We start from the raw sequence: 23,757 nt of genomic DNA, 5'->3' as shown, positions 1-23,757 counted from the left end.
AATCCTTAAACCGCCAAGGATTTAAATTTTAAGGCGGAAGCACTTTAAAATGCGGAGAAATTAATGTCAAAAAAAACTACAAAAAGATTTAGCGAACTACTTAAAAAAGTAGATGCAAACAAAATTTATGCACTAGATGAAGCAATCGATACTGTTAAAACTCTTGCTTCTGCAAAATTTGATGAAACAGTTGAAATAGCACTTAAACTTAACGTTGATCCAAGACATGCCGATCAGATGGTAAGAGGTTCGGTTGTTCTTCCTGCTGGAACAGGTAAAACCGTTCGTGTAGCTGTTATCGCAAAAGACGTTAAGGCTGATGAAGCTAAAGCGGCGGGCGCGGATATCGTTGGAAGCGATGATTTGATTGAAGATATCCAAAAAGGCGTAATGAATTTTGATGTGCTTATAGCTACTCCAAATTTAATGGGTCTTGTAGGTAAAGTTGGTCGTATACTTGGGCCAAAAGGTCTTATGCCAAACCCTAAAACCGGAACCGTTACAATGGACGTTGCTCAAGCTGTTAATAATGCAAAAAGCGGTCAGGTAAATTTCCGTGTAGATAAACAAGGAAATATCCATGCCGGACTTGGTAAAGTAAGTTTTTCAAAAGAACAACTTAACGATAATATCTCAACTTTTATTAAAGCCATAAACAAGCATAAACCGGCAGCTGCAAAAGGAAGATATATCAAAAATGCAGCGTTGTCATTAACTATGAGTCCGTCTATTTCACTTGAGACTCAAGAACTTATAGATTTACGTTAATTAAATTTTATAAATTTATATCTTAGATTGGAGATAGCCGAGGTCAATAGACTTAATTGGACGACCCGCTCTGCTTGAAATCACCGGTCGGAAAGGAGAATGAATGACAAGAAGCGAAAAATCTGAAATAATAGCTAAACTTGAAACCGAATTTAAAGAGAATGAAGCCATTATAGTATGTGATTACCGTGGACTTAACGTTAAAAAACTTGAAGTATTAAGAAATGCCGCAAGAGAGCAAAACGTAAAAGTTCAAGTAGTAAAAAATACTCTTGCAAATATAGCACTTAAGAATGCGGATAAAGACGGTATGTCTCTTAAAGATACCAATATATTCATTTGGGGCGACCAGCTTTCGGCTACTAAAGTTGCGGCTAAATTTGAAGAGACTAACAGTGAGTTGTTTAAGATTAAAACAGCGCACATTGATGGCGAAGTTGCTAGTGTTGAAAAAGTTAAAGCACTATCTAAAATGCCAAGTCGTGATGAGCTTATTGCAATGTTATTGCAAGTTTGGAATGCGCCTATCCAAAATTTCACAATTGGATTAAATGCGCTTAAAGAGAAAAAAGAACAATCAGCATAAAAATTAGGAGAATTTAAAAATGGCAATTACTAAAGAAGATGTACTAGAATTTATCTCTAATCTTTCAGTATTAGAGCTAAGCGAATTAGTAAAAGAATTTGAAGAGAAATTTGGCGTAAGCGCAGCTCCAGTTATGGTAGCAGGCGCAGCAGGCGGCGCAGCAGCGGCAGAAGTTGAAGAGAAAACTGAATTTAACGTTGTTCTACTTGATGGCGGAGATAAGAAAATCAACGTTATTAAAGTTGTTAGAGCTCTTACCGGTCTTGGTCTTAAAGAGGCTAAAGATGCAGTTGAGCAAACTCCTTCAGTTCTTAAAGAAGGAATCAGCAAAGCTGAAGCTGAAGAAGCTAAAAAACAACTTGAAGAAGCAGGCGCTAAAGTCGAGCTTAAATAATATTTATTATTTTGTTATTTTTGGAAGGAAGCTCTCGGGCTTCCTTAATTAAATTTTAGATGCCGCAAATTTGTGGCTCAATACTTTTCTTTCAAACTTATACCACGAGGTAGATGCATGTTAAACAGCTTATACTCAGGAAATCGTCTTAGAGTTGATTTTTCAAATGTCGCTAAAGAGATAGATGTTCCTAACCTACTACAATTACAAAAAAAGAGCTTTGATCACTTTTTAAATTTGAGCGAAAATCAAAGCGAAAGCGGTATCGAAAAAGTTTTTAAATCAATATTTCCTATACATGATCCGCAAAATAGACTTTCGCTTGAATATGTAAGCTCAGAGATTGGCAAACCAAAATATACTATTAGAGAGTGTATGGAAAGAGGTCTTACATACTCTGTAAATTTGAAGATGAAAATTCGCCTCATAGTTCATGAAAAAGATGAGAAAACCGGTGAAAAGATCGGTGTAAAAGATATAAAAGAGCAAGAAATTTTTATACGTGAAATTCCTCTTATGACAGATAGAATTTCATTTATTATAAACGGCGTTGAAAGAGTTGTCGTAAACCAACTTCATAGAAGCCCGGGCGTTATATTTAAAGAAGAAGAAAGCCCGACTGTCGTAAATAAACTAATTTACACGGCTCAGATTATCCCTGATCGCGGCTCTTGGCTATATTTTGAATACGACACAAAAGACGTTTTATATGTTCGTATCAATAAGCGCAGAAAAGTTCCTGTAACTATACTATTTAGAGCGCTTGGATATAAAAAACAAGATATTATAAAGCTATTTTATCCTATCCAAACCCTATCGATTAAAAATAATAAATTTTTAACTCCGTTTAATCCTGAAGACTATGTCGGCAGAATCGAATACGATATAAAAGATGAAGACGGAAATGTGCTTCATGAAGCAGGCAAAAGATTAACTAAGAAAAAAGCAGACAAGATAATAAGCGAGGGCGTAAAGTGGGTTGAGTATCCGACTGAAATTTTGGTTAATAGATTTTTAGCTTCTCCTGTTATCGATAAAGAGAGCGGAGAGGTGCTTTACGATACTCTTGCACAGCTTGATGAAAATAAACTGGTCAAAATTTTAGCCGAGCAAGATAGTATAGAGATAGCAAACGACTTGGCAGCCGGCGTTGATGATGCGATTATAAACTCATTTATTGCAGATAGCGAGACTCTAAAGCTTCTTAAGCAAACTGAAAATGTTGAAGATGAAAACGACCTTGCAGCGATTAGAATTTACAAAGTTATGCGACCTGGCGAGCCTGTCGTAAAGGACGCTGCAAAAACATTTGTAAACGATCTTTTCTTTAATCCTGAAAGATATGATCTAACACAAGTCGGTCGTATGAAGATGAATCACAAGCTAGGTCTTGACGTTCCTGAATACGTAACAGTTTTAACAAACGAAGACATTATAAAAACGGCAAAATATCTTATCAAGGTTAAAAACGGACAAGGACATATAGACGATAGAGATCATCTCGGAAATAGACGTATCCGCTCTATCGGCGAGCTTTTAGCCAACGAACTTCATCTTGGCTTTGTGAAAATGCAAAAGGCAATCCGTGATAAATTTACAAGCCTAAGCAGTAATATCGAAGAGATAGTGCCTTATGATCTTGTAAATCCAAAGATGATTACTACGACTATAACAGAATTTTTCACGGGCGGGCAGTTAAGCCAGTTCATGGATCAGACAAACCCGCTAAGTGAAGTTACGCATAAGCGCCGCTTATCGGCACTTGGTGAGGGCGGACTTGTAAAAGAGCGTGCAGGATTTGAAGTGCGTGACGTTCATCCTACTCACTACGGCAGAATTTGTCCGGTTGAGACTCCGGAAGGTCAAAACATTGGTCTTATAAACACACTTTCAACTTATGCGAAAGTAAATAACCTAGGCTTTGTTGAAGCGCCGTATAAAAAAGTAGTTGACGGCAAAGTAACCGATGAAATTGTTTATCTAACGGCTACTCAAGAGGAAAATAGCGTTATAGCTCCGGCTTCAACTTTGATAGATGATAACGGATATATAGTTGAAGACCTGATTGAGGCTAGACAAGATGGCGAGATGATACTTGCCAAGCGTGAAGATGTTAAGCTAATCGACCTTTGTTCGGGTATGATAGCGGGTGTTGCTGCTTCTCTTATTCCATTCTTGGAACATGATGACGCCAACCGTGCTCTCATGGGCTCAAACATGCAACGTCAAGCAGTACCGCTTCTTCGCTCATCCGCTCCTATCGTAGGAACCGGTATGGAAAGAATCGTAGCGCGCGATGCTTGGGAGGCTATCAAGGCAAAACGCTCGGGCGTTGTTGAAAAAGTCGATAATAAAAATATTTTCATTTTGGGTGAAGACGAGGTAGGTCCTTATATAGATCACTACTCTATGGAGAAAAATTTAAGAACCAACCAAAACACAACCTTCTCTCAACATCCGATAGTCAAAAAAGGCGATGTGGTTGAAGCTGGACAAGTTATAGCCGATGGCTCTAGTATGGAGTGTGGTGAGCTTGCCATAGGCAAAAACGCACTTATCGCATTTATGCCTTGGAACGGATACAACTACGAAGATGCGATCGTAATCAGCGAAAAAATGATACGTGAAGATGCTTTTACAAGCGTTCATATCTATGAAAAAGAGATAGAAGCTCGCGAGCTAAAAGACGGTGTAGAGGAGATTACAAAAGATATCCCTAATATAAAAGAAGAAGATCTTATGCATCTTGACGAAAGTGGAATCATCAAGATCGGAACGCATGTAAAACCCGGCATGATACTAGTAGGAAAAGTATCTCCAAAAGGTGAGGTTAAACCAACTCCTGAAGAGAGACTTTTAAGAGCGATATTTGGTGAAAAAGCTGGTCATGTGGTAAATAAATCACTATACGCAACGGCTTCTATGGAAGGCGTTGTGGTAGATGTTAAAATTTTTACCAAAAAAGGTCACGAAAAAGATAGCAGAACTAATAAAACTTACGAAGAGGAAAAAGCGGCTTTAGAAAAAGAGCATCACGATAGACTTCTTATGATGGATAGAGAAGAGATGCTAAAAGTTACTTCTCTTCTTTCTAAAAACACTCTTGCATCGGCTCAAGCCATAGGCAAAAAAGAGTATAAAAAAGGCGAAAAGATAGATAAAGCTGAGCTTGAAAATATCAACCGTTTTACTCTAAACACTATAGTTAAAGGCTTCTCAAAAGATATTCAAAAGAAATATGACGAGCTAAAAGTCTATTTCCAAAACGAGAAGAAAAAGCTAAAAGAAGAGCACGATAACAAAATCGAAATTTTAGAAAAAGACGATATATTGCCAAGCGGCGTTGTAAAGCTAGTAAAAGTATATGTGGCGACCAAGCGCAAACTAAAAGTGGGTGATAAGATGGCGGGACGTCACGGTAACAAAGGTATCGTTTCAAACATCGTTCCTGAAGTTGATATGCCATACCTTCCTAGCGGGCAGCCCGTGGATATAGTATTAAATCCACTGGGCGTTCCAAGCCGTATGAATATCGGTCAAATTTTAGAAAGCCACCTCGGTCTTGTCGGATATCGTCTAGGTGAGCAGATAAATCAAATTTTCGAAGAGAAAAAAGGCGAGTGGGTTAAAGAGCTTCGCGCTAAGATGATAGAGATCGCTTCGGTTTCTAAATTTATGGATGCTAAAAAAACGCTTGCCAAAATAGATGATGAGCAACTTATCGAATACGCAAGAGATTGGGCAAGTGGCGTTAAATTTGCCACTCCTATATTTGAAGGCGTTAGAGTTGAAGAATTTGCCAAGCTCTTTGAGATGGCGAAAGTCGATATGGACGGTAAAACCGAGCTTTATGACGGACGCACCGGTTCAAAAATAAAAGAGAGAGTAAATGTCGGCTGCATGTATATGCTTAAGCTTCACCACCTTGTCGACGAAAAAGTTCACGCAAGAAGTACTGGACCATACAGTCTTGTTACACAGCAACCTGTCGGCGGTAAGGCGCTATTTGGCGGTCAAAGATTTGGTGAGATGGAGGTTTGGGCGCTTGAAGCTTATGGTGCGGCTCATACTTTAAGAGAGATGCTAACCGTAAAATCAGACGATGTTGAAGGTCGTTTAATGGCGTATAAGGCTCTAACAAGAGGTGAAAACGTCCCTGAAACGGGAATTCCTGAAACGTTTTTCGTATTAACAAACGAGCTTAAATCTCTAGCGCTTGATGTTGAAGTATATGACGAGGAAGATAACGATGAGTGAATTAAAACCGATTGAAATAAAAGAAGAGCAACGCCCGCGTGATTTTGAAGCTTTCCAACTTCGCTTGGCTAGTCCTGAGAAGATAAAATCATGGAGTTACGGAGAGGTTAAAAAGCCTGAAACTATAAATTATAGAACTCTAAAGCCTGAGCGTGACGGTCTGTTTTGCGCCAAAATTTTTGGTCCAATCCGTGACTATGAGTGCCTTTGCGGTAAGTATAAAAAAATGCGCTATAAGGGCGTTAAATGCGAGAAGTGTGGTGTTGAAGTAACTAGCTCAAAAGTTCGTCGTTCGCGCATGGGTCATATCGAGCTTGTAACTCCTGTGGCTCACATCTGGTATGTAAATTCACTCCCAAGCCGTATAGGAACACTTCTTGGTATTAAGATGAAGGACTTAGAGCGCGTACTTTACTATGAGGCTTATATAGTTGAAGTGGCCGGCGAAGCGTTTTATGATAATGAAAACAGTAAAAAAGTAGAAATTTATGATGTTTTAAACGAAGAGCAGTATCAATCTTTAATTCAGCGATTTGAAGATAGCGGATTTAAGGCTAGAATGGGCGGCGAAGTTATCCGCGATCTGCTTGAAAATTTAGATCTTGTTGAGCTTTTAAATACTCTTAAAGATGAAGTAAGCTCTACAAATTCGGAAGCGAAGAAAAAAACTATCGTAAAAAGACTTAAAGTTGTTGAGGCGTTTTTAAATTCGGGCAATCGTCCTGAGTGGATGATGATTACGAATTTGCCTGTACTTCCGCCTGATTTGCGTCCTCTTGTTAGCCTTGACGGAGGCAAATTTGCTGTTTCTGACGTGAATGACCTTTACCGCCGTGTTATTAATAGAAATGCGCGTCTAAAAAGACTTATGGAGCTTGATGCGCCTGAAATTATTATCAGAAACGAAAAAAGAATGCTTCAAGAGGCGGTTGACGCTCTTTTTGATAACGGAAGAAGGGCAAATGCCGTTAAAGGCGCAAATAAACGACCGCTTAAGTCGCTTTCTGAGATTATAAAAGGTAAGCAAGGTCGCTTTAGACAAAATTTGCTCGGTAAGCGTGTTGACTTCTCGGGTCGTTCTGTTATCGTTGTAGGTCCAAAACTTAGGATGGATCAGTGTGGACTTCCAAAAAGAATGGCTCTTGAGCTATTCAAACCGCACCTTTTAGCGCGTCTTGAAGAAAAGGGCTATGCAACGACCGTTAAGCAAGCTAAAAAGATGATAGAGGATAAGACGAATGAAGTTTGGGAGTGCTTAGAAGAGGTGGTAAAAGATCATCCTGTTATGCTAAACCGTGCTCCTACGCTGCATAAGCTCTCTATCCAAGCGTTTCACCCTGTGCTAGTTGAAGGCAAGGCGATACAGCTTCATCCGCTTGTGTGCGCTGCGTTTAACGCTGACTTTGACGGTGATCAAATGGCTGTTCACGTCCCGCTTTCACAAGAGGCTATTGCAGAGTGCAAAATTTTGATGCTTAGTTCGATGAATATCTTGCTTCCTGCAAGCGGTAAGGCTATAACCGTTCCAAGCCAGGATATGGTTTTAGGAATTTACTATCTGAGCCTAGAAAAGAGTGATACAAAAGGCGCAAATAAAATTTTTGCAAGTGTTGATGAGGTGATGATAGCCGAGGAAGCGCACTGCCTTGAGGTTCACTCAAAGATCAAGACTATGATTGAGAGCAAGACGCTATTTACGACTGCCGGACGTTTGATTATCCGCTCGATACTACCTGATTTTGTTCCTGAAAATATGTGGAACAGAGTTCTTAAGAAAAAAGATATAGCGAATTTGGTTGATTATGTTTATAAAGTAGGCGGACTTGAGATAACTGCAGGATTTTTAGATAAGCTTAAAAATTTAGGCTTCCGCTACGCTACAAAGGCGGGAATTTCTATATCTATAGCCGATATCATCGTTCCTGAAGGAAAGCAAAAGCACATAGATAGCGCTAAGAAAAAAGTGCGTGAAATTCAAAACCAATACGGCGCAGGTCTTTTAACAGATTCAGAAAGATATAACAAGATCGTTGATATCTGGACCGATACAAATAACGTAGTGGCAGGCGAGATGATGAAGCTCATCCAAAACGATAAGGGCGGATTTAACTCTATTTATATGATGGCGGACTCAGGTGCTAGAGGTTCTGCTGCGCAAATTCGTCAGCTTGCGGGTATGCGTGGTCTTATGGCTAAGCCTGACGGTTCGATCATCGAGACGCCTATTACATCAAATTTCCGCGAGGGACTAAACGTACTTGAATACTTCATCTCAACTCACGGTGCTAGAAAAGGACTTGCCGATACCGCTCTTAAAACGGCAAACGCGGGATACTTAACTAGAAAGCTAATAGACGTAGCGCAAAACGTTAAGGTTACAATTGAAGATTGTGGCACGCACGAGGGTGTTGAGATCACCGAGATAACCGAAAACGGCGAGCTTATAGAAAGCCTTGAAGAAAGAGTGCTTGGACGTGTTCTTGCAGATGACGTTATAGATCCGATAACAAATGAAATTTTATTTGCGGAAGGCACTTTAGTAGATGAAGAAAAAGCAAAAGCCATCATCGAAGCCGGTATCAAATCGGTAAGCATTAGAACGCCGATCACTTGCAAAGCCGCAAAGGGTGTATGCTCTAAATGCTACGGTATAAATTTGGGCGAAGGCAAGCTGGTAAAACCGGGTGAGGCCGTAGGTATCATCTCGGCTCAATCAATCGGTGAGCCTGGAACACAGCTTACTCTTAGAACTTTCCATATCGGCGGAACAGCATCTACGGAGCAACAAGATCGTCAAGTTGTAGCTCAAAAAGAGGGCTTCATAAGATACTATAATTTAAACGTTTATGAAAATAACGGCAAAGATATAGTTGCAAATCGTAGAAATGCTGCCGTGCTTTTGGTTGAGCCAAAGATCAAAGCGCCGTTTGACGGAAAATTAGAGATCGAAGTAGCTCACGAAGATATCAATATAACGATAAAAGGCAAAAAAGAAGAGGTTAAATATACTCTTCGTAGAAACGACGTGGCTAAACCAAACGAGCTAGCAGGCGTTAGCGGTAAGGTAGAAGGTAAAATTTACATACCGTATGCCGACGGAGATAAGGTAAAAGAAAACGAAAGTATAGTTGAGGTTATTAAAGAGGGTTGGAACGTGCCTAATCGTATTCCGTTTGCAAGCGAGATAAAGGTAAAAGACGGAGATCCTATAACTAAAAAGATAACCGCAGGTGCAAACGGAGTGCTTAAATTTTACATCCTTAAGGGCGATTATTTAGAGCGTATAAGAGATATCAAAAAAGGACATTTAGTAACCGAAAAGGGCCTATTTGTAGTTGTGGCCGACGAAGAAGATAGAGAAGCGGTTCGTTACTATATACCTAGAAATTCGGTCATAAAAGTAAACGATAGCGATATAGTAGCGTCTAAAACGATCTTGGCTGAGCCTTCGGATGCAGAGAGACTTATTATTGCAGAGTGGGATCCGTATTCGACTCCTACGATAGCCGAAGAAGCAGGAACGGTAACTTATGAGGATATCGAGCCTGGGTATTCTGCTGCCGAGCAGTATGACGAAACGACCGGTCAAAGCCGTTTGGTTATCAACGAATACTTGCCTTCAGGCATCAAGCCTACGATAGTTATCGCGACAAAAGACGGAAAACTTATCAGATATCAGCTTGAGCCAAAGACTGCGATATTTGTAAAAGACGGAGCTAGTGTAGAGCAGGCTGAAATTTTGGCTAAGACTCCAAAAGCGGTAGCAAAATCAAAAGACATTACCGGAGGTCTTCCTCGCGTTAGTGAACTATTTGAAGCAAGACGCCCGAAAAATACGGCTATCATTGCAGAGATTGACGGTGTTGTTAGATTTGATAAACCTCTTCGCTCGAAAGAAAGAATTATCATCGAGTCAGAAGACGGAACAACTGCTGAATACCTGATAGATAAAACTCGTCAAATTCAAGTAAGAAGCGGGGAGTTTATCCATGCAGGTGAGAAGCTAACAGACGGTCTTATTTCAAGCCATGACGTGCTTAGAATTTTAGGCGAAAAAGCGCTTCACTACTATCTGATAAGCGAAATTCAGCAAGTTTATCGCTCTCAGGGTGTTGCGATTGCCGATAAGCATATCGAGATCATCGTTTCTCAGATGCTAAGACAGGTTAAGATCATAGACAGCGGAGATACAAATTTCATCGTTGGAGATATGGTTTCACGCGCAAGATTTAAAGAAGAAAATGAAAGAATTATGCGCATGAGTGGAAACCCTGCCATAGCAGAGCCTATCTTGCTTGGTGTTACAAGGGCTGCCATAGGAAGCGATAGCGTCATATCCGCCGCATCTTTCCAAGAGACTACAAAAGTCTTAACAGAGGCAAGTATAGCGGCTAAATTTGACTATCTTGAGGATCTGAAAGAAAACGTTATTTTAGGTCGCATGATACCTGTTGGAACAGGTCTTTATCAAGATAAAAAAATCAAGCTAAAACAAAACTAACATTTTGCTCCGCCTTTAAATTCGGCGGAGCTTTTAATCAAATTCTATTTTTAACAAATAAAATATCAAAATTTAATCGGAGTAACATGAAAAATTTAGATTTAGGAATTCTTGTTGCAAGACTTGGTCTTGGAATTTGTGTTTTGACACACGGATTTAGCAAAATCATGAACGGAATCGGCGGAGTAAAGGCTATTCTTAGTAAAGCAGGCTTGCCTGAATTTATGGCTTATTTTGCGTATGTCGGAGAGGTTTTGGCTCCTTTGATGATAATTTTAGGAATTTTTTCAAGGATAGGAAGCATCTTGCTTATTGGGACATGCCTTACTATTTTGTATTCATTTCACGGTCTTGCAAATCTGTTTGAGCTTACTAATGTCGGTGGATTTAAAGCCGAAATTGTATATCTTTATATGACTCTTGCTTTGTCTATTTTATTTACAGGTAGCGGCAAATACGCATTAAAGGCTGATTAAATTTCAGCAAAAATACAGGATTTACATTAATTTAAGTTGTATTTAAATATAATTAGGTCTTTTTAATAAATTTAGTCGAAAGGAATTACTGTGCCAACCATAAATCAATTGGTCAGAAAAGAGCGCAAGAAAGTGATTGTAAAATCAAAATCACCTGCGCTAAAAGAGTGTCCTCAAAGAAGAGGCGTTTGCACGAGAGTTTATACTACAACTCCGAAAAAACCAAACTCTGCTTTGAGAAAAGTTGCCAAGGTTAGATTAACTAGCGGCTTTGAAGTTATTAGCTATATCGGCGGTGAGGGTCACAACCTACAAGAACACAGCATTGTGCTGGTTCGCGGAGGAAGGGTTAAAGACTTACCGGGTGTTAAATATCATATCGTTCGCGGTGCTCTTGATACGGCCGGTGTTGCAAAAAGAACAGTTTCACGTTCTAAATACGGTGCTAAACGTCCTAAAGCAGGCGCAGCAAAGAAATAAAATTAGGTTCGCAGACGCGCTTTTAATTTAGTTGCGTTTGAGTAAAATTTATAAAAATTTGAAGGAATAATCAAATGAGAAGAAGAAAAGCCCCTGTAAGGGAAGTTTTACCTGATCCGATTTACGGAAATAAAGTAATCACTAAATTTATTAACTCGCTTATGTATGATGGCAAAAAAAGCGTAGCCACCGAGATTATGTACGGTGCTATCAAAGCTATCGAGAAAAGAAATAGCGAAGTTAAAGGCATAGATGTTTTTAACGATGCTATAGAAAACGTAAAGCCTATCATGGAAGTTAAATCACGTCGTGTAGGCGGTGCTACATATCAAGTTCCTGTCGAGGTTCGTCCTGCACGCCAGCAAGCTCTTGCAATCAGATGGATAATCGGCTATGCAAGAAAAAGAAGCGAAAGAACTATGATAGATAAGCTTGCTAACGAGCTACTTGATGCTGCAAATTCAAAAGGTGCATCTTTTAAGAAGAAAGAAGATACTTATAAAATGGCAGAGGCTAATAAGGCATTTGCTCACTACCGCTGGTAATAAGGAAAATTCATGTCAGATAGAAAAACCCCACTTCATATGGTTAGAAATATCGGTATTGCCGCTCACATTGATGCGGGCAAAACGACTACTAGCGAGAGAATTTTATTTTTTACGGGACTTAGCCACAAGCTTGGCGAGGTTCATGACGGCGCTGCTACTATGGACTGGATGGAGCAAGAGAAAGAAAGAGGTATCACTATAACCTCTGCTGCTACTACCGCTTACTGGAAAGAGCATCAAATAAACCTTATCGACACTCCGGGCCACGTTGATTTTACTATTGAAGTTGAGCGTTCTATGCGCGTTCTTGACGGAGCGGTTTCGGTATTTTGTTCGGTTGGTGGTGTTCAACCTCAATCTGAAACGGTTTGGAGACAAGCTAATAAATACCGCGTTCCAAGAATAGTTTTTGTAAATAAAATGGACAGAATCGGCGCAAATTTCTTTAACGTTGAAGAGCAAATTAAAAATAGGCTAAAAGCAAACCCTGTACCTATCCAAATTCCAATAGGAGCTGAGGATAACTTTAAAGGTGTTATCGATCTTGTAAGGATGAAGGCATATGTTTGGGAAGATGAAAGCAAGCCTACAACTTATGTAGAAAAAGAAATTCCTGCCGAGTTAGCAGAAAAAGCAAACGAATATAGAAATAAGCTTGTTGAAGCTGTTTCTGAGACAGATGATAGCCTGATGGAGAAATTCTTTAGCGGTGAAGAGTTAACCGAAGAAGAGATTAAAAAAGGCATAAAAGCAGGTTGCTTAAGAATGACTATGACGCCTATGCTTTGCGGAACCGCGTTTAAAAATAAAGGAATTCAGCCTTTGCTTGACGCTGTTGTTGATTATTTACCTGCTCCTGATGAGATCGAGGCTATAAAGGGTCAGTATGAAGACGGTCAAGAGGTTCTTGTAGAATCAACCGATAACGGTGAATTCGCGGCTCTTGCATTTAAGATTATGACGGACCCGTTTGTAGGACAACTTACTTTTATACGTGTTTATCGCGGCGAGCTTGAGAGTGGAAGTTATGCTTACAATACCGTTCAAAGCAACAAAGAGAGAATCGGTCGTCTTTTAAAGATGCACTCAAATAAAAGAGAAGAGATTAAAGTCCTTCATGCAGGCGAGATCGGTGCCGTAGTTGGTCTTAAAAATACTCTTACAGGCGATACCCTTGCAAGTGAGAAAGATAAAGTAATACTTGAGAAGATGGACTTCCCTGAGCCTGTTATCTCTGTTGCTGTTGAGCCAAAAACAAAAGCCGATCAAGAGAAGATGGCTCTTGCGCTTCAAAAGCTTGCACAAGAAGATCCGAGCTTTAGAGTAGGAACAGACGAAGAGAGCGGTCAAACAATTATATCTGGTATGGGTGAGCTTCACCTTGAAATTATCGTTGATCGTATGCTTCGCGAATTTAAGGTTGATGCAGAGGTTGGTCAGCCACAAGTTGCATATCGTGAGACTATCCGCAAAACAGTTGAGCAAGAGTATAAATATGCTAAACAATCAGGCGGACGTGGTCAATATGGACACGTATTCTTGCGTCTTGAGCCACTTGAGCCGGGTAGCGGCTATGAGTTCGTTAATGATATTAAGGGTGGTGTGGTTCCTAAAGAATACATCCCTGCTGTTGATAAAGGTTGTAAAGAGGCACTTCAAAACGGTGTTCTTGCAGGATATCCGGTAGAGGATGTTAAAGTTACGTTGTTTGACGGAAGCTACCATGAAGTGGATAGCTCCGAGATGGCGTTTAAGCTTGCTGCTTCAATGGGCTTTAAAGAAGGTGCTAGAAAAGCGGGAGCAGTTATCCTTGAGCCTATGATGAAGGTTGAGGTTGAAACTCCTGAGGATTATATGGGTGATGTTATCGGCGATCTTAATAAGCGCCGCGGACAGATCAGCTCTATGGATGAAAGAAGTGGTAATAAGATTGTTACGGCATTCTGCCCACTTGCTGAGATGTTTGGTTATTCAACGGATCTTAGAAGTCAAACTCAAGGTCGTGCTACGTATTCTATGGAATTTGATCACTATGAGGAAGTTCCTAAAAACGTATCCGAAGAGATTATCAAAAAGAGAAATGGCTAAAATTTCGGGCGAGGTTTTCTCGCCCTTTTTAAATTTATCAACCAAGATAGTTTTACTTAAAACAATAAAATTTTATATCGTAGTATTTAAAGTTGCTATAAATAATCAAATGAACCATGAGTTTTTATATATAAATTAGAAATTTCTATAAAAAGAGTTCAAAGAACTTATTTGAAAAATATAATTGATTTGATATACTTTCTATTCTTAAAATTGTCCTCATAGCTCAGCAGGATAGAGCGCAAAATTCCTAATTTTGAGGCCGTGAGTTCGAATCTCGCTGAGGACACCACCTTCTGATTTTTGATACGAATTAAGTAAAATACTATTGCATGCAAGATAGAGGACGTATATTTGCGCTTTAACTGAGAATAAATATGAATAAATTTATAAGGATATACTTGCAATCTCTTATTGAATGTTTGATGTTTTAATTTTTAAATAATTCTCTTATTCTTAGAGTAGTTTTTACCATGGATTAAATTCAAATATTAATTTTATAAAATTTTACTTATTAAGTTCTGCCTAATATTGTATTTTAGTATAAAATTATCAAATTTATTTTTGAGAATTTGAAAACCAATTTATTAATTTTTTTGATTTCAAATGGTTATTTAAATTTATTATTATAAAAATATGTCCGCAAAAATTGCATTGCGGACATATTTAATTTACTTTCTATGATCGTATTTCCACTCTCTTTTTTCAAGGTTTTTAATGAGATCTACGACGTAATCAGTAACACAATCAAGCATTTTCTGACCTTTTTCTAAAGTAGCCTTTGTGTTATCTCCGGTTGCTCCAGTCTGGCTTATCTCTTTTATATCCCATATTATAGTTGCAAATTCACCCATATCAATTACATCGTTTGGCATTTGGCATTTAGCGTATTTTAAATCTACAAGTTCCGGCTTAACTGCCATAGTTATAGAAGTTTCCCCTTCTCCACCATGCCCAAGTCCATCCCATACATCAAAAACACCTTTCAGTCTTGCTCCCGTTATGTTCCACCATGCCGGAATAAACACCAAAACAGCATCTTTATGTCTATCTTTTACTTTTCTTGCTGCGATTTCAAGAGCCGGTATATTTCCATCGTGACCATTTAGTATTATGATATGTTTTATTCCGTTATTTATAAGGCTTTCAAACATATCTTCAGCTATTGCGATAGTGGTTTCAAATCTAAGCGTTATTGACATAGGAAATTGATTGTAATGGATAGAAGTTCCAAACGGAACGCCAGGTACTACGATCGTGCTATCAAGCTTTCTTGCGGCTCTTTTAGCTATTTCTTCTGGCACAAATAAATCAGGACCAAGCGGCAAGTGTGACCCATGACTTTCGCAGCTTCCAAATATAGTTATCGCACTATCTATCTCTTTGTTTTTAAATTTTTCAATCAATTCTCTGGTACTAAATTCATTCAAAACTACTTTTTTCATAATCTCTCCTTTATTTTTTGATGTAATTTTTAATTATAGGGTATATTACGATTGTTATTATAAGAGCCACAAGTCCTGACGGCAATCCAAATGGTAGTGGTAAAAAGTACTGGAAGATAAATCCAAGAGCCGCACCTATGATAAAGGATATTACTCCTGCAGGGTGATAATCTGGCTCTTTGTCAAACGCCTCTATGTCATAATTTTGTTTTTTTACTAGATAATAATCCGCAATAATAGGACCTGCCAAAGGAGGCGCAAAAGTACCCAGTATGGTTATAAAATCTGCAAAAAATATCTGATAAAATGCAAGCGAGCCAAGTATGGTTCCTAATATACCTGCTATTAAAACAAGAGTTCTTCTATCTAAATTTATGCCATAAGATGACAACACCGGACCCGTATAAAGCGAGTTGCAGTAAAGCTCGGCATTATTTGTTGTCCAAAGAGAAGCCGTCCAGGCTACAACGCCAATAAGGGCTAATAATAGCGACTTTGTAAGCATCCACTCTACATAATTAAATTGCCCTACCGATACGGCGCCTATATACCCTACTATGTTTAATATAGGATTTGTGAAGATAAAGCACGCTAAAACTCCTGCTATAACTGCTTTAACGGATTTGTTGAATCTAAACAGATCAACTCCCATTACCGCTCCTGCTATCCAGCTTCCAACCACTACGGTAATCGCATTTCCAAGACCAAGACCGCCTATATCTTTTGTCTTTTCAAAGAATGAATTTAGTCCGCCACCCTCTTTTAGCATTCCGTATCCTACTATCACGGCTATTATTAAGATTACGGGGCTTATGGGAATAGCTATGGCTTCAAGCGCTTTGATGCCTATATATGCAGTTACGGTAAAAACTATGCCGAATATAAAGCATGCTAAAAATACTTCAAGTGTTATAGGTGCTATACCGCTATATCCTATGCTTGCAGGATCAAATACGGTTATTCCGGTAGGATTGCCGATAAATGAACCCCAAATTTGACCGACCATGCCGGTGATACTAGCAAACCAGCCAAGAGTTAAAAGAGCCATGATGGTAATAGGCAAATTTGCACCCTTTATCCCGTAAGAGTATCGCGAGATAAGAGCTAGGCTCATGCCAGTCTTTTGAGCCGCTATACCAAGTAGGGCGGTAATGACGCTAAGCGAGCCCATTCCCAGAATAATAGCCCATATAGCCGTTGCAGGCGATACTCCAGGCTTGTTTCCAAAGCCTGCAAGTACGCCACCTACAAATAAACCCGTAACGACATATCCAAAACCGACCCATACCATTACTTGGTTAAAAGTCGGTCTGCGCTCACTCATAGGAACGGGCGAGAGCATTCTTTCATTATCGCTACCGTTAATATTTAGCTTAGAAGCACCCATACGAAACTCCTTTCATGAAAGATTTATCCTTGGTTTGATTATATCACATTAGTTTTTATGCTTTAAATTTTGTTTTGTATTTTGGATTAAATTTTGTATTTGTGTTTTCAATAATACTCATTGGTTAAAATTTAACTAAATTTATAAATTTTAAGCTTTGTTCAAGCTCTTTGTGATTTAAATTTAAAAAATAAATATTGTAGTTTTAAGTCATAAATAAACTTGTGTAAATTTACGTAAGTGAGAGATTTAAGGATTAAGGAGATTTGCAAAGTAGGCGAGCATTCTCGCCTTTATAAATTTAAGTTCTGATAATTCCGTCGTCAACAGGCTCTTTATTTATCTCATCCATCTTCTCTTTGGCGTTATCCAGTATTTCATTTGCTTTTTCTTTAGCACCGTCTATGGCGTCTTTAGCCATATCTTTAGCTTCGTTTGCGATCTCTTTTCCTTTGATTAGCGCTTTATCTGTGATATCTTTAGCGTTTTGTCTGAAATTTTCAGTCTTTTTTAAAGCCTCGTTTGCTACATCGGCACCTTTGTCTATGGCTTCATTTACGATGTTTTTAGCGCTTTCAACAGCATTCTTAGCCTCTTGTTTATCGCTATCTGAACAACCTAATAATATAAGCATCAATATCGACATAGGTATTAAAATTCGTCTCATTACAAATCCTTTTTAAAATTTAGGCTATTGTATATAAATAAAGTTAATATAGCTATTTTTGTTTTGTTAATATTATAAGAAGTAAAAAAGAATAAAAGCGACAGCCAAGCGCCATCACTTAGTTTGTAAATTGCGAGGTTTAATTTTTTAGTTTATCGACACCTTCTTTTGTCTTATCCATGGCTTTTTCACCGATATCTTTAGCACCTTCTTTTATATCCTGCATCTTTTTGCCGGCTGCATCTTTTATCTCCGAGGCTTTTTCTTTCGTAGCGTCTATAGCGTCTTTTGTCATCTCTTTTGCTTTCTCGCCTGCATTCATAGTTTTTTCTTTTGCGCTATCCATCATATCGGCAGCTTTTTCTTTTGTTTCTGTTGCTACTTCTTTGGTTTTATCTATGGCTTTTTCAGCCATATCTTTAGCAGCGTCTTTCATCTCTACCGCCTTTTCTTTAGCCTTATCTGCCATTTCGGCACTCTTATCCATAGCTTTGTTCGCCATATCTTTTGTCGCCTCTTTGGCATCATTTGCCATCTCTTTAGTTTTATCAACCGCTTTTTCTGTCATCTCTTTTGTGGCTTCTACTTTATCTTTAACCTCTTTTTTACTGTTGTCTGAACAACCGGCAAGCAAAAGTATTGATATAGCCGCTAGGGAAATTAAAATATTTTTCATACGAAATCCTTTGTGTTAATATTTAATAATTGTATATCAGTAAAGTTAATGGGAGTGTTTTTGTTTTATTTATAAACTTGTGATTTAAATTTAAACCAAGTCAAATTTAAAATTCTCTTTGATATTCAAATTTGAACTAACGATAACTTTGAATTTAATCCCTTCAAAGTCTAAGAGTAGCTCATAAAATGCGCCCAAAAACTGAGCCTTTAGAATTTTCGCTTCATAAGTTTTACCATGCTTTATCTCTTCGGGACGAAACATAAAGTTTCTATTCTGAAGCCAGCCTTGAAATTCGCTTGGCAAATTTGTCACCACATCTTTATCTATGCAGTTCATATCTCCTAGAAAGAGCGCTATTTCTCTAGTTTGAGGATGAAAATATAAATTTTTAGGAGTGTCTATAGCTAAAATTTTGCCGTTTTTTATAAGCGCGATTTTATCGCTTAGCAAAAACGCATCTTCCTTATCGTGAGTTACCATTATTGCGCTAAGGGAATTTTGCTTGATCATATCTCTTAGCTCCAGCCTAAGGCTGCTTCTTAGATTGTGGTCTAAATTTGCAAACGGCTCATCAAGCAATAAAAGCTTTTCTCTATTGGCTACGGCTCTTGCAAAGGCGACTCTTTGAGCCTGTCCGCCTGAAATTTGATCGCACATTTTATCTTTTAGTTCGCTTATCTTAAATTTTTGCAAAAGCTCTTTTATGCGATCTTCTCGCTCATTTTTAGGCATTTTAAAAAGAGCAAATTCGATGTTTTTATAGACATTTAAATGCGGGAAAAGCGCATAGTTTTGAAACATCATCGCAACACCGCATATATCGCAAAATTCTATCTCTCCGCTATCTTTGCTTTCTAAATTAGCAATAATCCTAAGCAGAGTGCTCTTGCCACACCCGCTCTCTCCTAAAATGCTTAAAATTTCGCCTTCGTTTAAGGTCAGGTCTATATCTTTTAGAATTTGCAGGTTTCCGAATTTTTTGTTTAAATTTTTGATTTTTAAAATTTCCATTATGATTTTTTCCTAGATATTATTTCAAGCCAGACCACTGCAACAAGCGATAGCAGAACTATCAGTAAAGACGGTAGCGCAGCTGCGTAAAGTCTCTCGTCAGTAGCATAAAAAAACGCCCTTATGCTAAGCGTTTCAAAGCCAAACGGACGCAAAATAAGGCTTAGCGGAAGCTCTTTGATGATGTCGATAAAAACGACTATCAGCGACAAGAAGAAAAAATGCCTTAAAAGCGGAAAATGAACTTTGAAAAATAGCGTAAATTTAGACCTGTTTAAAAGCAAGCTCGCATCATCGATATTGCTTGGAATTTTAGAGTAGCCGCTCTCTACGGCGTAGATCGAAGTGGCTAGAAATCTTACTATATAGCCAAATATCAGCACGATAAAGCTGGATGAGAGAAGCTGAAGGCTGAAATTTCTATCTATAAATCCAAATACGATAATCACGCAAAGCCCTATGCTGGCTCCCGGCAGCGCGTATCCGAGTGAAGTTGCTTTAAGTAAAAAAGTATTTAGTCTCTTATCTTTTATGATGCGCGTTGCAAACACCAAAAAGAAGCTAATCGCAGTTATCAAAACCGCACTTACGCTAGCCATTAAGAGTGAGTTAAAAGCCATCTGCACGAACTCAAATTTAAACGAGCCTATAGTCTTAATGCTCCAATAAACAAGCCAGATAAAAGGAAATAAAAACGCAAGGCAAAATAGCGCAAAACACCACAAAAATGCAGCAACCGAGCCAAATTTGCTAAGTTTGATTTTGGCGGTGAGCTTTGATGTGTTGTGGGTGTTGAAGCTGTATCTTTTGGAGTTTTTATTAAAATGCTCAAATATCATGATGATGAAGACAAATACCATTAGCATCGCCGCAAGAACGGATGCCGAGTAAGAATCGCCCATGTCAAACCATAGCTTGAAAATTCCCGCGCTAAACGTCTCAACTCCGTAATACGCAACCGTTCCGTAATCGCTAAGCGTCTCCATGAGTACAAGCATCGCTCCTCCGATGATTGCAGGGCGAGAGATGAAGATGGCGACTTTATAAAAAATTTGAAACTGGCTTAATTTGTAAATTTTACAGGTGTCAAATATCGTTTGAGATTGCGTTTTAAAAGATGTTTTAGCAAACATATATATGTAAGGATAAAGCGACATTGATAGCACAAATATCGCGCCGTAAATGTTCATAAACTCAAATCTAACGCCAAAAATTTTATGAAAATATCCGCCGTATTCCATGATGCCTACGTAGCAAAAGCTAAATATGTAAGCAGGCACCGCAAGTGGAAGCATTAGGGCATATTCAAAGAAATTTGAAAGAGGAAATTTGTAGTTAGCCACTATCCAAGCCGATATCGTGGCTATGATGATGCTAAGGGTTAAAACTCCGATGGCTACAAAAAATGTTCCTTGAACATACCTTAAAAATAGATACTCGAAAAAGTGCCCAAGCAGCGAATAATCGCCGAAGGAAATTTCAACAAATATACTAAAAATCGGGATTAGGATGATAAGGGCGATAAAAATCGCCCAAAATTTGATATTCACTTATTTCCAGCCGACCATGTCGTAGATCTTGACGGCTTCTTTGATATTTTCGCCAACTTTGTATAGCGGAGTCGTGTCTTCTTTAAATGTTCCAAAAGCTTTAATCACGTCGCTTGCTTCAACTTCTTTATTGATTGGGTATTCGTAGTTGATGCCCGCAAATATCTTTTGAGCTTCAGGGCTAACTAAAAACTCCATAAATTTAACAGCGTTTTCTTTATTTTTAGACGCTTTTGTAAGTGCGATACCGCTTATATTTACGTGAGTTCCTCTGTCTGCTTGATTCGGGAAGATCACGCCTAAATTTTTAGCCACTTCTACATCTTCGGGCTTTGGAGATGTAAGCATAAGTCCGATGTAGTAAGTGTTCATAACGGCTACTTGACCCTCTCCTGCAAAGATAGCTTTAGCTTGATCTCTGTCACCGCCTTTTGGATCGCGAGCTAGGTTTTTAAGAGTGCCTTCAGCCCATTTTTTAGCGCCATCTACTCCTTCGTTAGCTATGATTGACGCTAGAAGAGATCTGTTATACCCTGAAGTTGCGCTTCTTATTAAAAGCTTGCCTTTAAGCTCAGGTTTTGTAAGATCGTCGTAAGTTTTTATACCGCTTGGATCGAAATTTCTCTTATCGTAAGCGATGATTCTTGCTCTTTTTGAGATGGCAAACCACTGATTTTCATTATCTCTGTATTGAGAAGGTATCGTCTTTTCTAGGTAGTCTGATTTTACAGGTTGTAAAAGATTTTTTTCCTTTGCGTTAAAAAACGTTCCAACATCAGCTGAGATAAAAAGATCCGCCGCAGAAGTGTCGCCTTCAGCTTCAAGCTTTTTAATAAGCTCTCCTGCTTTTGCTTGAGTTGCATTTACTTTAATACCTGTTTTTTGCTCAAACAGCTTGTAAATTTCATTATCCGCATCGTAGTGTCTAGCAGAGTAGATATTTACCTCTGCGGCCAGTGCGAAACCAGCTAGCAGGCTAAGTGCCAATAAACTTTTTTTCATATTTATCCTTTAAAATGATATTTTTTTGTAATGGTAGCATTTATTTCTTATTATAATATTAATTATCATAAAGGACGAAATTTGATTAAATTTATCTTTTATTTACTGTTTTTTATGATAATATAACGAAAATTTTTATTAAAAGAGTAAAATTATGAAAAAACTTATTGTATTATCCATTCTAGCCTCTCTTGCGTTAGCCAAGATAGAGCATGTTAATGTAACACCCGATAATATCAAAAACTACGAGCAGATAGTTGATATAAGAACCCCTACGGAGTGGCGTCAAACAGGAGTTATCAAAGGAGCCGAGCTCATTACTTTTGACCCTTATAATAAAGACGGATTCTTGCAAGAGCTTTCTAAGAAATTTGATCTTAAAAAACCTATCGCGATAATTTGTAGAAGCGGTAGCAGAAGCTATAATGCAGCTTCTATTATTGATTCGGAAGATATAAATATCATAAATTTAAATGGCGGTATGGGAAGCCTTATAAGACAGGGGTTTAAAACCGAGCCTTATAATTAGAATTTATCTTAAATAAGAAATTTCACCTTAGCTTTTTGAGCTTATAAATTTCGTAATTTTTCGGCTTAGTAAATTAAAATTTACTAAGCCGTTTTTAATTATACCTTCATAAGAATAGTTCCGCAACTTCAGTAAAGCAAATGTTTTCGCATAAATTTTGGCGATTTAAATTTGTCTAAAAAATAGCCTTGGTCTTAGTTTTAGTAAGCAAAGATAAGCGTGCAGGGCGCTTTGTTCTCTGATATAGCCTCTGTCGCCTTTTAAATTTAGCCTTTCAATGATACTGATTCCGTCCTTTGCAAGCGCACCTACAAATACCGTTCCGACCGGCTTTTCTTCGCTTCCGCCGCCCGGTCCTGCTATACCGCTTGCCGCAAGTGCAAAATCAGCTCCACTTGATGTAAGTGCGCCGCTTAGCATCGCTTCTACGCACTGCTCGCTAACTGCGCCGTAAGTTTTAAGCACTTCATCGCTAACCCCAAGCCAGTCGCGCTTTATCTCATTTGCATATGTCACAAGTCCGCCGTCAAATGCCGCAGATACTCCTGCCGTGGCTGTAAATTTTGATGCGATAAGACCTGCGGTGCAAGACTCTGCAAATGTGATTTTAAGCTCGTTTTTAATCAAAATTTTAGCGATATGCTCTATGAAATTTCTGCCTAAAATTATTTTATTTGAAAATAAATTTACCGCACTTTCTATGAAGCCTTTTGTTTGACCGAATTTATTGGCTTCTGCGCGCACTATTATCAAATTTTTAGTGATTTCCGAAAAGTGAATTTGAACCTCGTAAGTTTTGGCTATCGGCTCAAGCAGGATTTTCGCACTCTCTTTATCGATATCAACTAGATTAAAATACTCAAAATTTAAATTTGGCTCGATGAGAATTTCAGGAAGCTCGCAAGTCGGATTTGCTTTAAGTAAATTTACTTGCGTTGAGTTTAAATTTATTAAAAAGCTATCTTTTGAAACCTTGGCGGCCTTGCTTAAGGCAAGCGTGTTTTCATCTTTTAGCTCAAGCTTATCCGAGCTTAAAGTGGCTAAAATTTTAGCCACCGTCGCGTATGTTTCATCAGAGCTAAATATCGTAAGAGTGTCAAATTTAAAGCATATTTTTTCTATGATAAAGGGCAACTCTTTGTCACTTTTATCGGCGAAATTAAACTCCCCAAGTTCTTTGAAATGAGCCTTATAAAAGCTAAAAATATATCCCAAAAAAGCGGCATTTATGCTTAAATCTTTCCCGATTATTAAAAGTGCATTTTTCATAAAAACCCCTTAATTTTTGAAATTATATCACAAAAAAATCGACTAAATTTTTAGCTTAAAGCTCTATTTTCAGTAGCCTTTAATCACTGCTTAGATAAAATTTACAAATTTAAAACAAGG

The 23,757-nt window shown here is 38.3% G+C and carries 18 protein-coding genes and 1 tRNA gene; 11 read left to right on the top strand and 8 right to left on the bottom strand.

Annotated features, from left to right (window positions below):
• Positions 1 to 63 precede the first annotated feature (63 nt).
• The 10 genes from rplA to CDOM15925_RS02090 all read left to right on the top strand — a co-directional run bounded on the left by rplA (position 64) and on the right by CDOM15925_RS02090 (position 14,390).
• Positions 64 to 768 (top strand): 50S ribosomal protein L1, encoded by a 705-nt coding sequence (gene rplA, locus CDOM15925_RS02135; RefSeq protein WP_169940616.1) that lies wholly within the window; start codon positions 64 to 66, stop codon positions 766 to 768.
• Between the two features lie 103 nt (positions 769 to 871).
• Positions 872 to 1,354, top strand: a complete 483-nt coding sequence (rplJ, locus tag CDOM15925_RS02130; RefSeq protein WP_169940614.1) for a 50S ribosomal protein L10 — start codon at positions 872 to 874, stop codon at positions 1,352 to 1,354.
• Between the two features lie 19 nt (positions 1,355 to 1,373).
• Positions 1,374 to 1,748 (top strand): 50S ribosomal protein L7/L12, encoded by a 375-nt coding sequence (gene rplL / locus CDOM15925_RS02125; RefSeq protein WP_169940612.1) that lies wholly within the window; start codon positions 1,374 to 1,376, stop codon positions 1,746 to 1,748.
• 117 nt (positions 1,749 to 1,865) lie between these two features.
• Positions 1,866 to 6,005, top strand: coding sequence for a DNA-directed RNA polymerase subunit beta (gene rpoB, locus CDOM15925_RS02120; RefSeq protein WP_169940610.1), 4,140 nt, complete (start codon positions 1,866 to 1,868; stop codon positions 6,003 to 6,005).
• Positions 5,998 to 10,506, top strand: a complete 4,509-nt coding sequence (rpoC, locus tag CDOM15925_RS02115) for a DNA-directed RNA polymerase subunit beta' (protein WP_169940608.1) — start codon at positions 5,998 to 6,000, stop codon at positions 10,504 to 10,506. Before rpoB ends, rpoC begins: the two co-directional genes overlap by 8 nt.
• Positions 10,507 to 10,592: 86 nt before the next feature.
• On the top strand, positions 10,593 to 10,982 hold the full coding sequence (locus CDOM15925_RS02110) for a DoxX family protein (protein WP_169940606.1): 390 nt from the start codon (positions 10,593 to 10,595) through the stop codon (positions 10,980 to 10,982).
• Between the two features lie 90 nt (positions 10,983 to 11,072).
• Positions 11,073 to 11,462: a 30S ribosomal protein S12 gene (gene rpsL, locus CDOM15925_RS02105; protein WP_169940604.1), complete on the top strand. Its 390-nt coding sequence runs from the start codon at positions 11,073 to 11,075 to the stop codon at positions 11,460 to 11,462.
• 74 nt (positions 11,463 to 11,536) lie between these two features.
• Positions 11,537 to 12,007: a 30S ribosomal protein S7 gene (gene rpsG / locus CDOM15925_RS02100; RefSeq protein WP_169940601.1), complete on the top strand. Its 471-nt coding sequence runs from the start codon at positions 11,537 to 11,539 to the stop codon at positions 12,005 to 12,007.
• 12 nt (positions 12,008 to 12,019) lie between these two features.
• Positions 12,020 to 14,098: an elongation factor G gene (gene fusA, locus CDOM15925_RS02095; protein WP_169940599.1), complete on the top strand. Its 2,079-nt coding sequence runs from the start codon at positions 12,020 to 12,022 to the stop codon at positions 14,096 to 14,098.
• Between the two features lie 215 nt (positions 14,099 to 14,313).
• A tRNA-Arg gene (locus CDOM15925_RS02090) sits at positions 14,314 to 14,390 on the top strand.
• A 379-nt stretch (positions 14,391 to 14,769) separates the two neighbouring features.
• Here CDOM15925_RS02090 and CDOM15925_RS02085 read toward each other — a convergent pair.
• From CDOM15925_RS02085 to CDOM15925_RS02055, 7 genes are all read right to left on the bottom strand, one after another.
• Complete coding sequence (locus CDOM15925_RS02085) at positions 14,770 to 15,543, bottom strand: creatininase family protein (protein WP_169940597.1); 774 nt, start codon at positions 15,541 to 15,543, stop codon at positions 14,770 to 14,772.
• A 10-nt stretch (positions 15,544 to 15,553) separates the two neighbouring features.
• Positions 15,554 to 16,930, bottom strand: a complete 1,377-nt coding sequence (locus CDOM15925_RS02080; protein ID WP_211436643.1) for a purine-cytosine permease family protein — start codon at positions 16,928 to 16,930, stop codon at positions 15,554 to 15,556.
• A 301-nt stretch (positions 16,931 to 17,231) separates the two neighbouring features.
• Positions 17,232 to 17,597, bottom strand: coding sequence for a YtxH domain-containing protein (locus tag CDOM15925_RS02075; protein WP_169940595.1), 366 nt, complete (start codon positions 17,595 to 17,597; stop codon positions 17,232 to 17,234).
• A 139-nt stretch (positions 17,598 to 17,736) separates the two neighbouring features.
• Positions 17,737 to 18,273 carry a hypothetical protein gene (locus CDOM15925_RS02070; protein WP_169940592.1) on the bottom strand — a complete coding sequence of 179 codons (537 nt, stop codon included), beginning with the start codon at positions 18,271 to 18,273 and terminating at the stop codon, positions 17,737 to 17,739.
• Between the two features lie 90 nt (positions 18,274 to 18,363).
• Entirely contained in the window at positions 18,364 to 19,281 is a 918-nt protein-coding gene (locus CDOM15925_RS02065; RefSeq protein ID WP_349644309.1) for an ABC transporter ATP-binding protein, read from the bottom strand.
• 5 nt (positions 19,282 to 19,286) lie between these two features.
• Positions 19,287 to 20,837: an ABC transporter permease gene (locus CDOM15925_RS02060; RefSeq protein WP_169940588.1), complete on the bottom strand. Its 1,551-nt coding sequence runs from the start codon at positions 20,835 to 20,837 to the stop codon at positions 19,287 to 19,289.
• Positions 20,838 to 21,839, bottom strand: a complete 1,002-nt coding sequence (locus tag CDOM15925_RS02055; RefSeq protein ID WP_169940586.1) for a Fe(3+) ABC transporter substrate-binding protein — start codon at positions 21,837 to 21,839, stop codon at positions 20,838 to 20,840.
• A gap of 154 nt (positions 21,840 to 21,993) precedes the next feature.
• Here CDOM15925_RS02055 and CDOM15925_RS02050 point away from each other — a divergent pair, with 154 nt between their 5' ends.
• Positions 21,994 to 22,368 carry a rhodanese-like domain-containing protein gene (locus CDOM15925_RS02050; RefSeq protein ID WP_169940584.1) on the top strand — a complete coding sequence of 125 codons (375 nt, stop codon included), beginning with the start codon at positions 21,994 to 21,996 and terminating at the stop codon, positions 22,366 to 22,368.
• 165 nt (positions 22,369 to 22,533) lie between these two features.
• Here the strand turns inward: CDOM15925_RS02050 and CDOM15925_RS02045 are convergent, their stop codons facing one another.
• Positions 22,534 to 23,637, bottom strand: a complete 1,104-nt coding sequence (locus CDOM15925_RS02045; RefSeq protein ID WP_169940582.1) for a CinA family protein — start codon at positions 23,635 to 23,637, stop codon at positions 22,534 to 22,536.
• Positions 23,638 to 23,757: the final 120 nt, after the last annotated feature.

This window comes from Campylobacter sp. RM15925 (assembly GCF_012978775.1).
Lineage (GTDB): Bacteria > Campylobacterota > Campylobacteria > Campylobacterales > Campylobacteraceae > Campylobacter_A > Campylobacter_A canis.
This window is presented reverse-complemented; position numbering and strand designations above follow the sequence as displayed.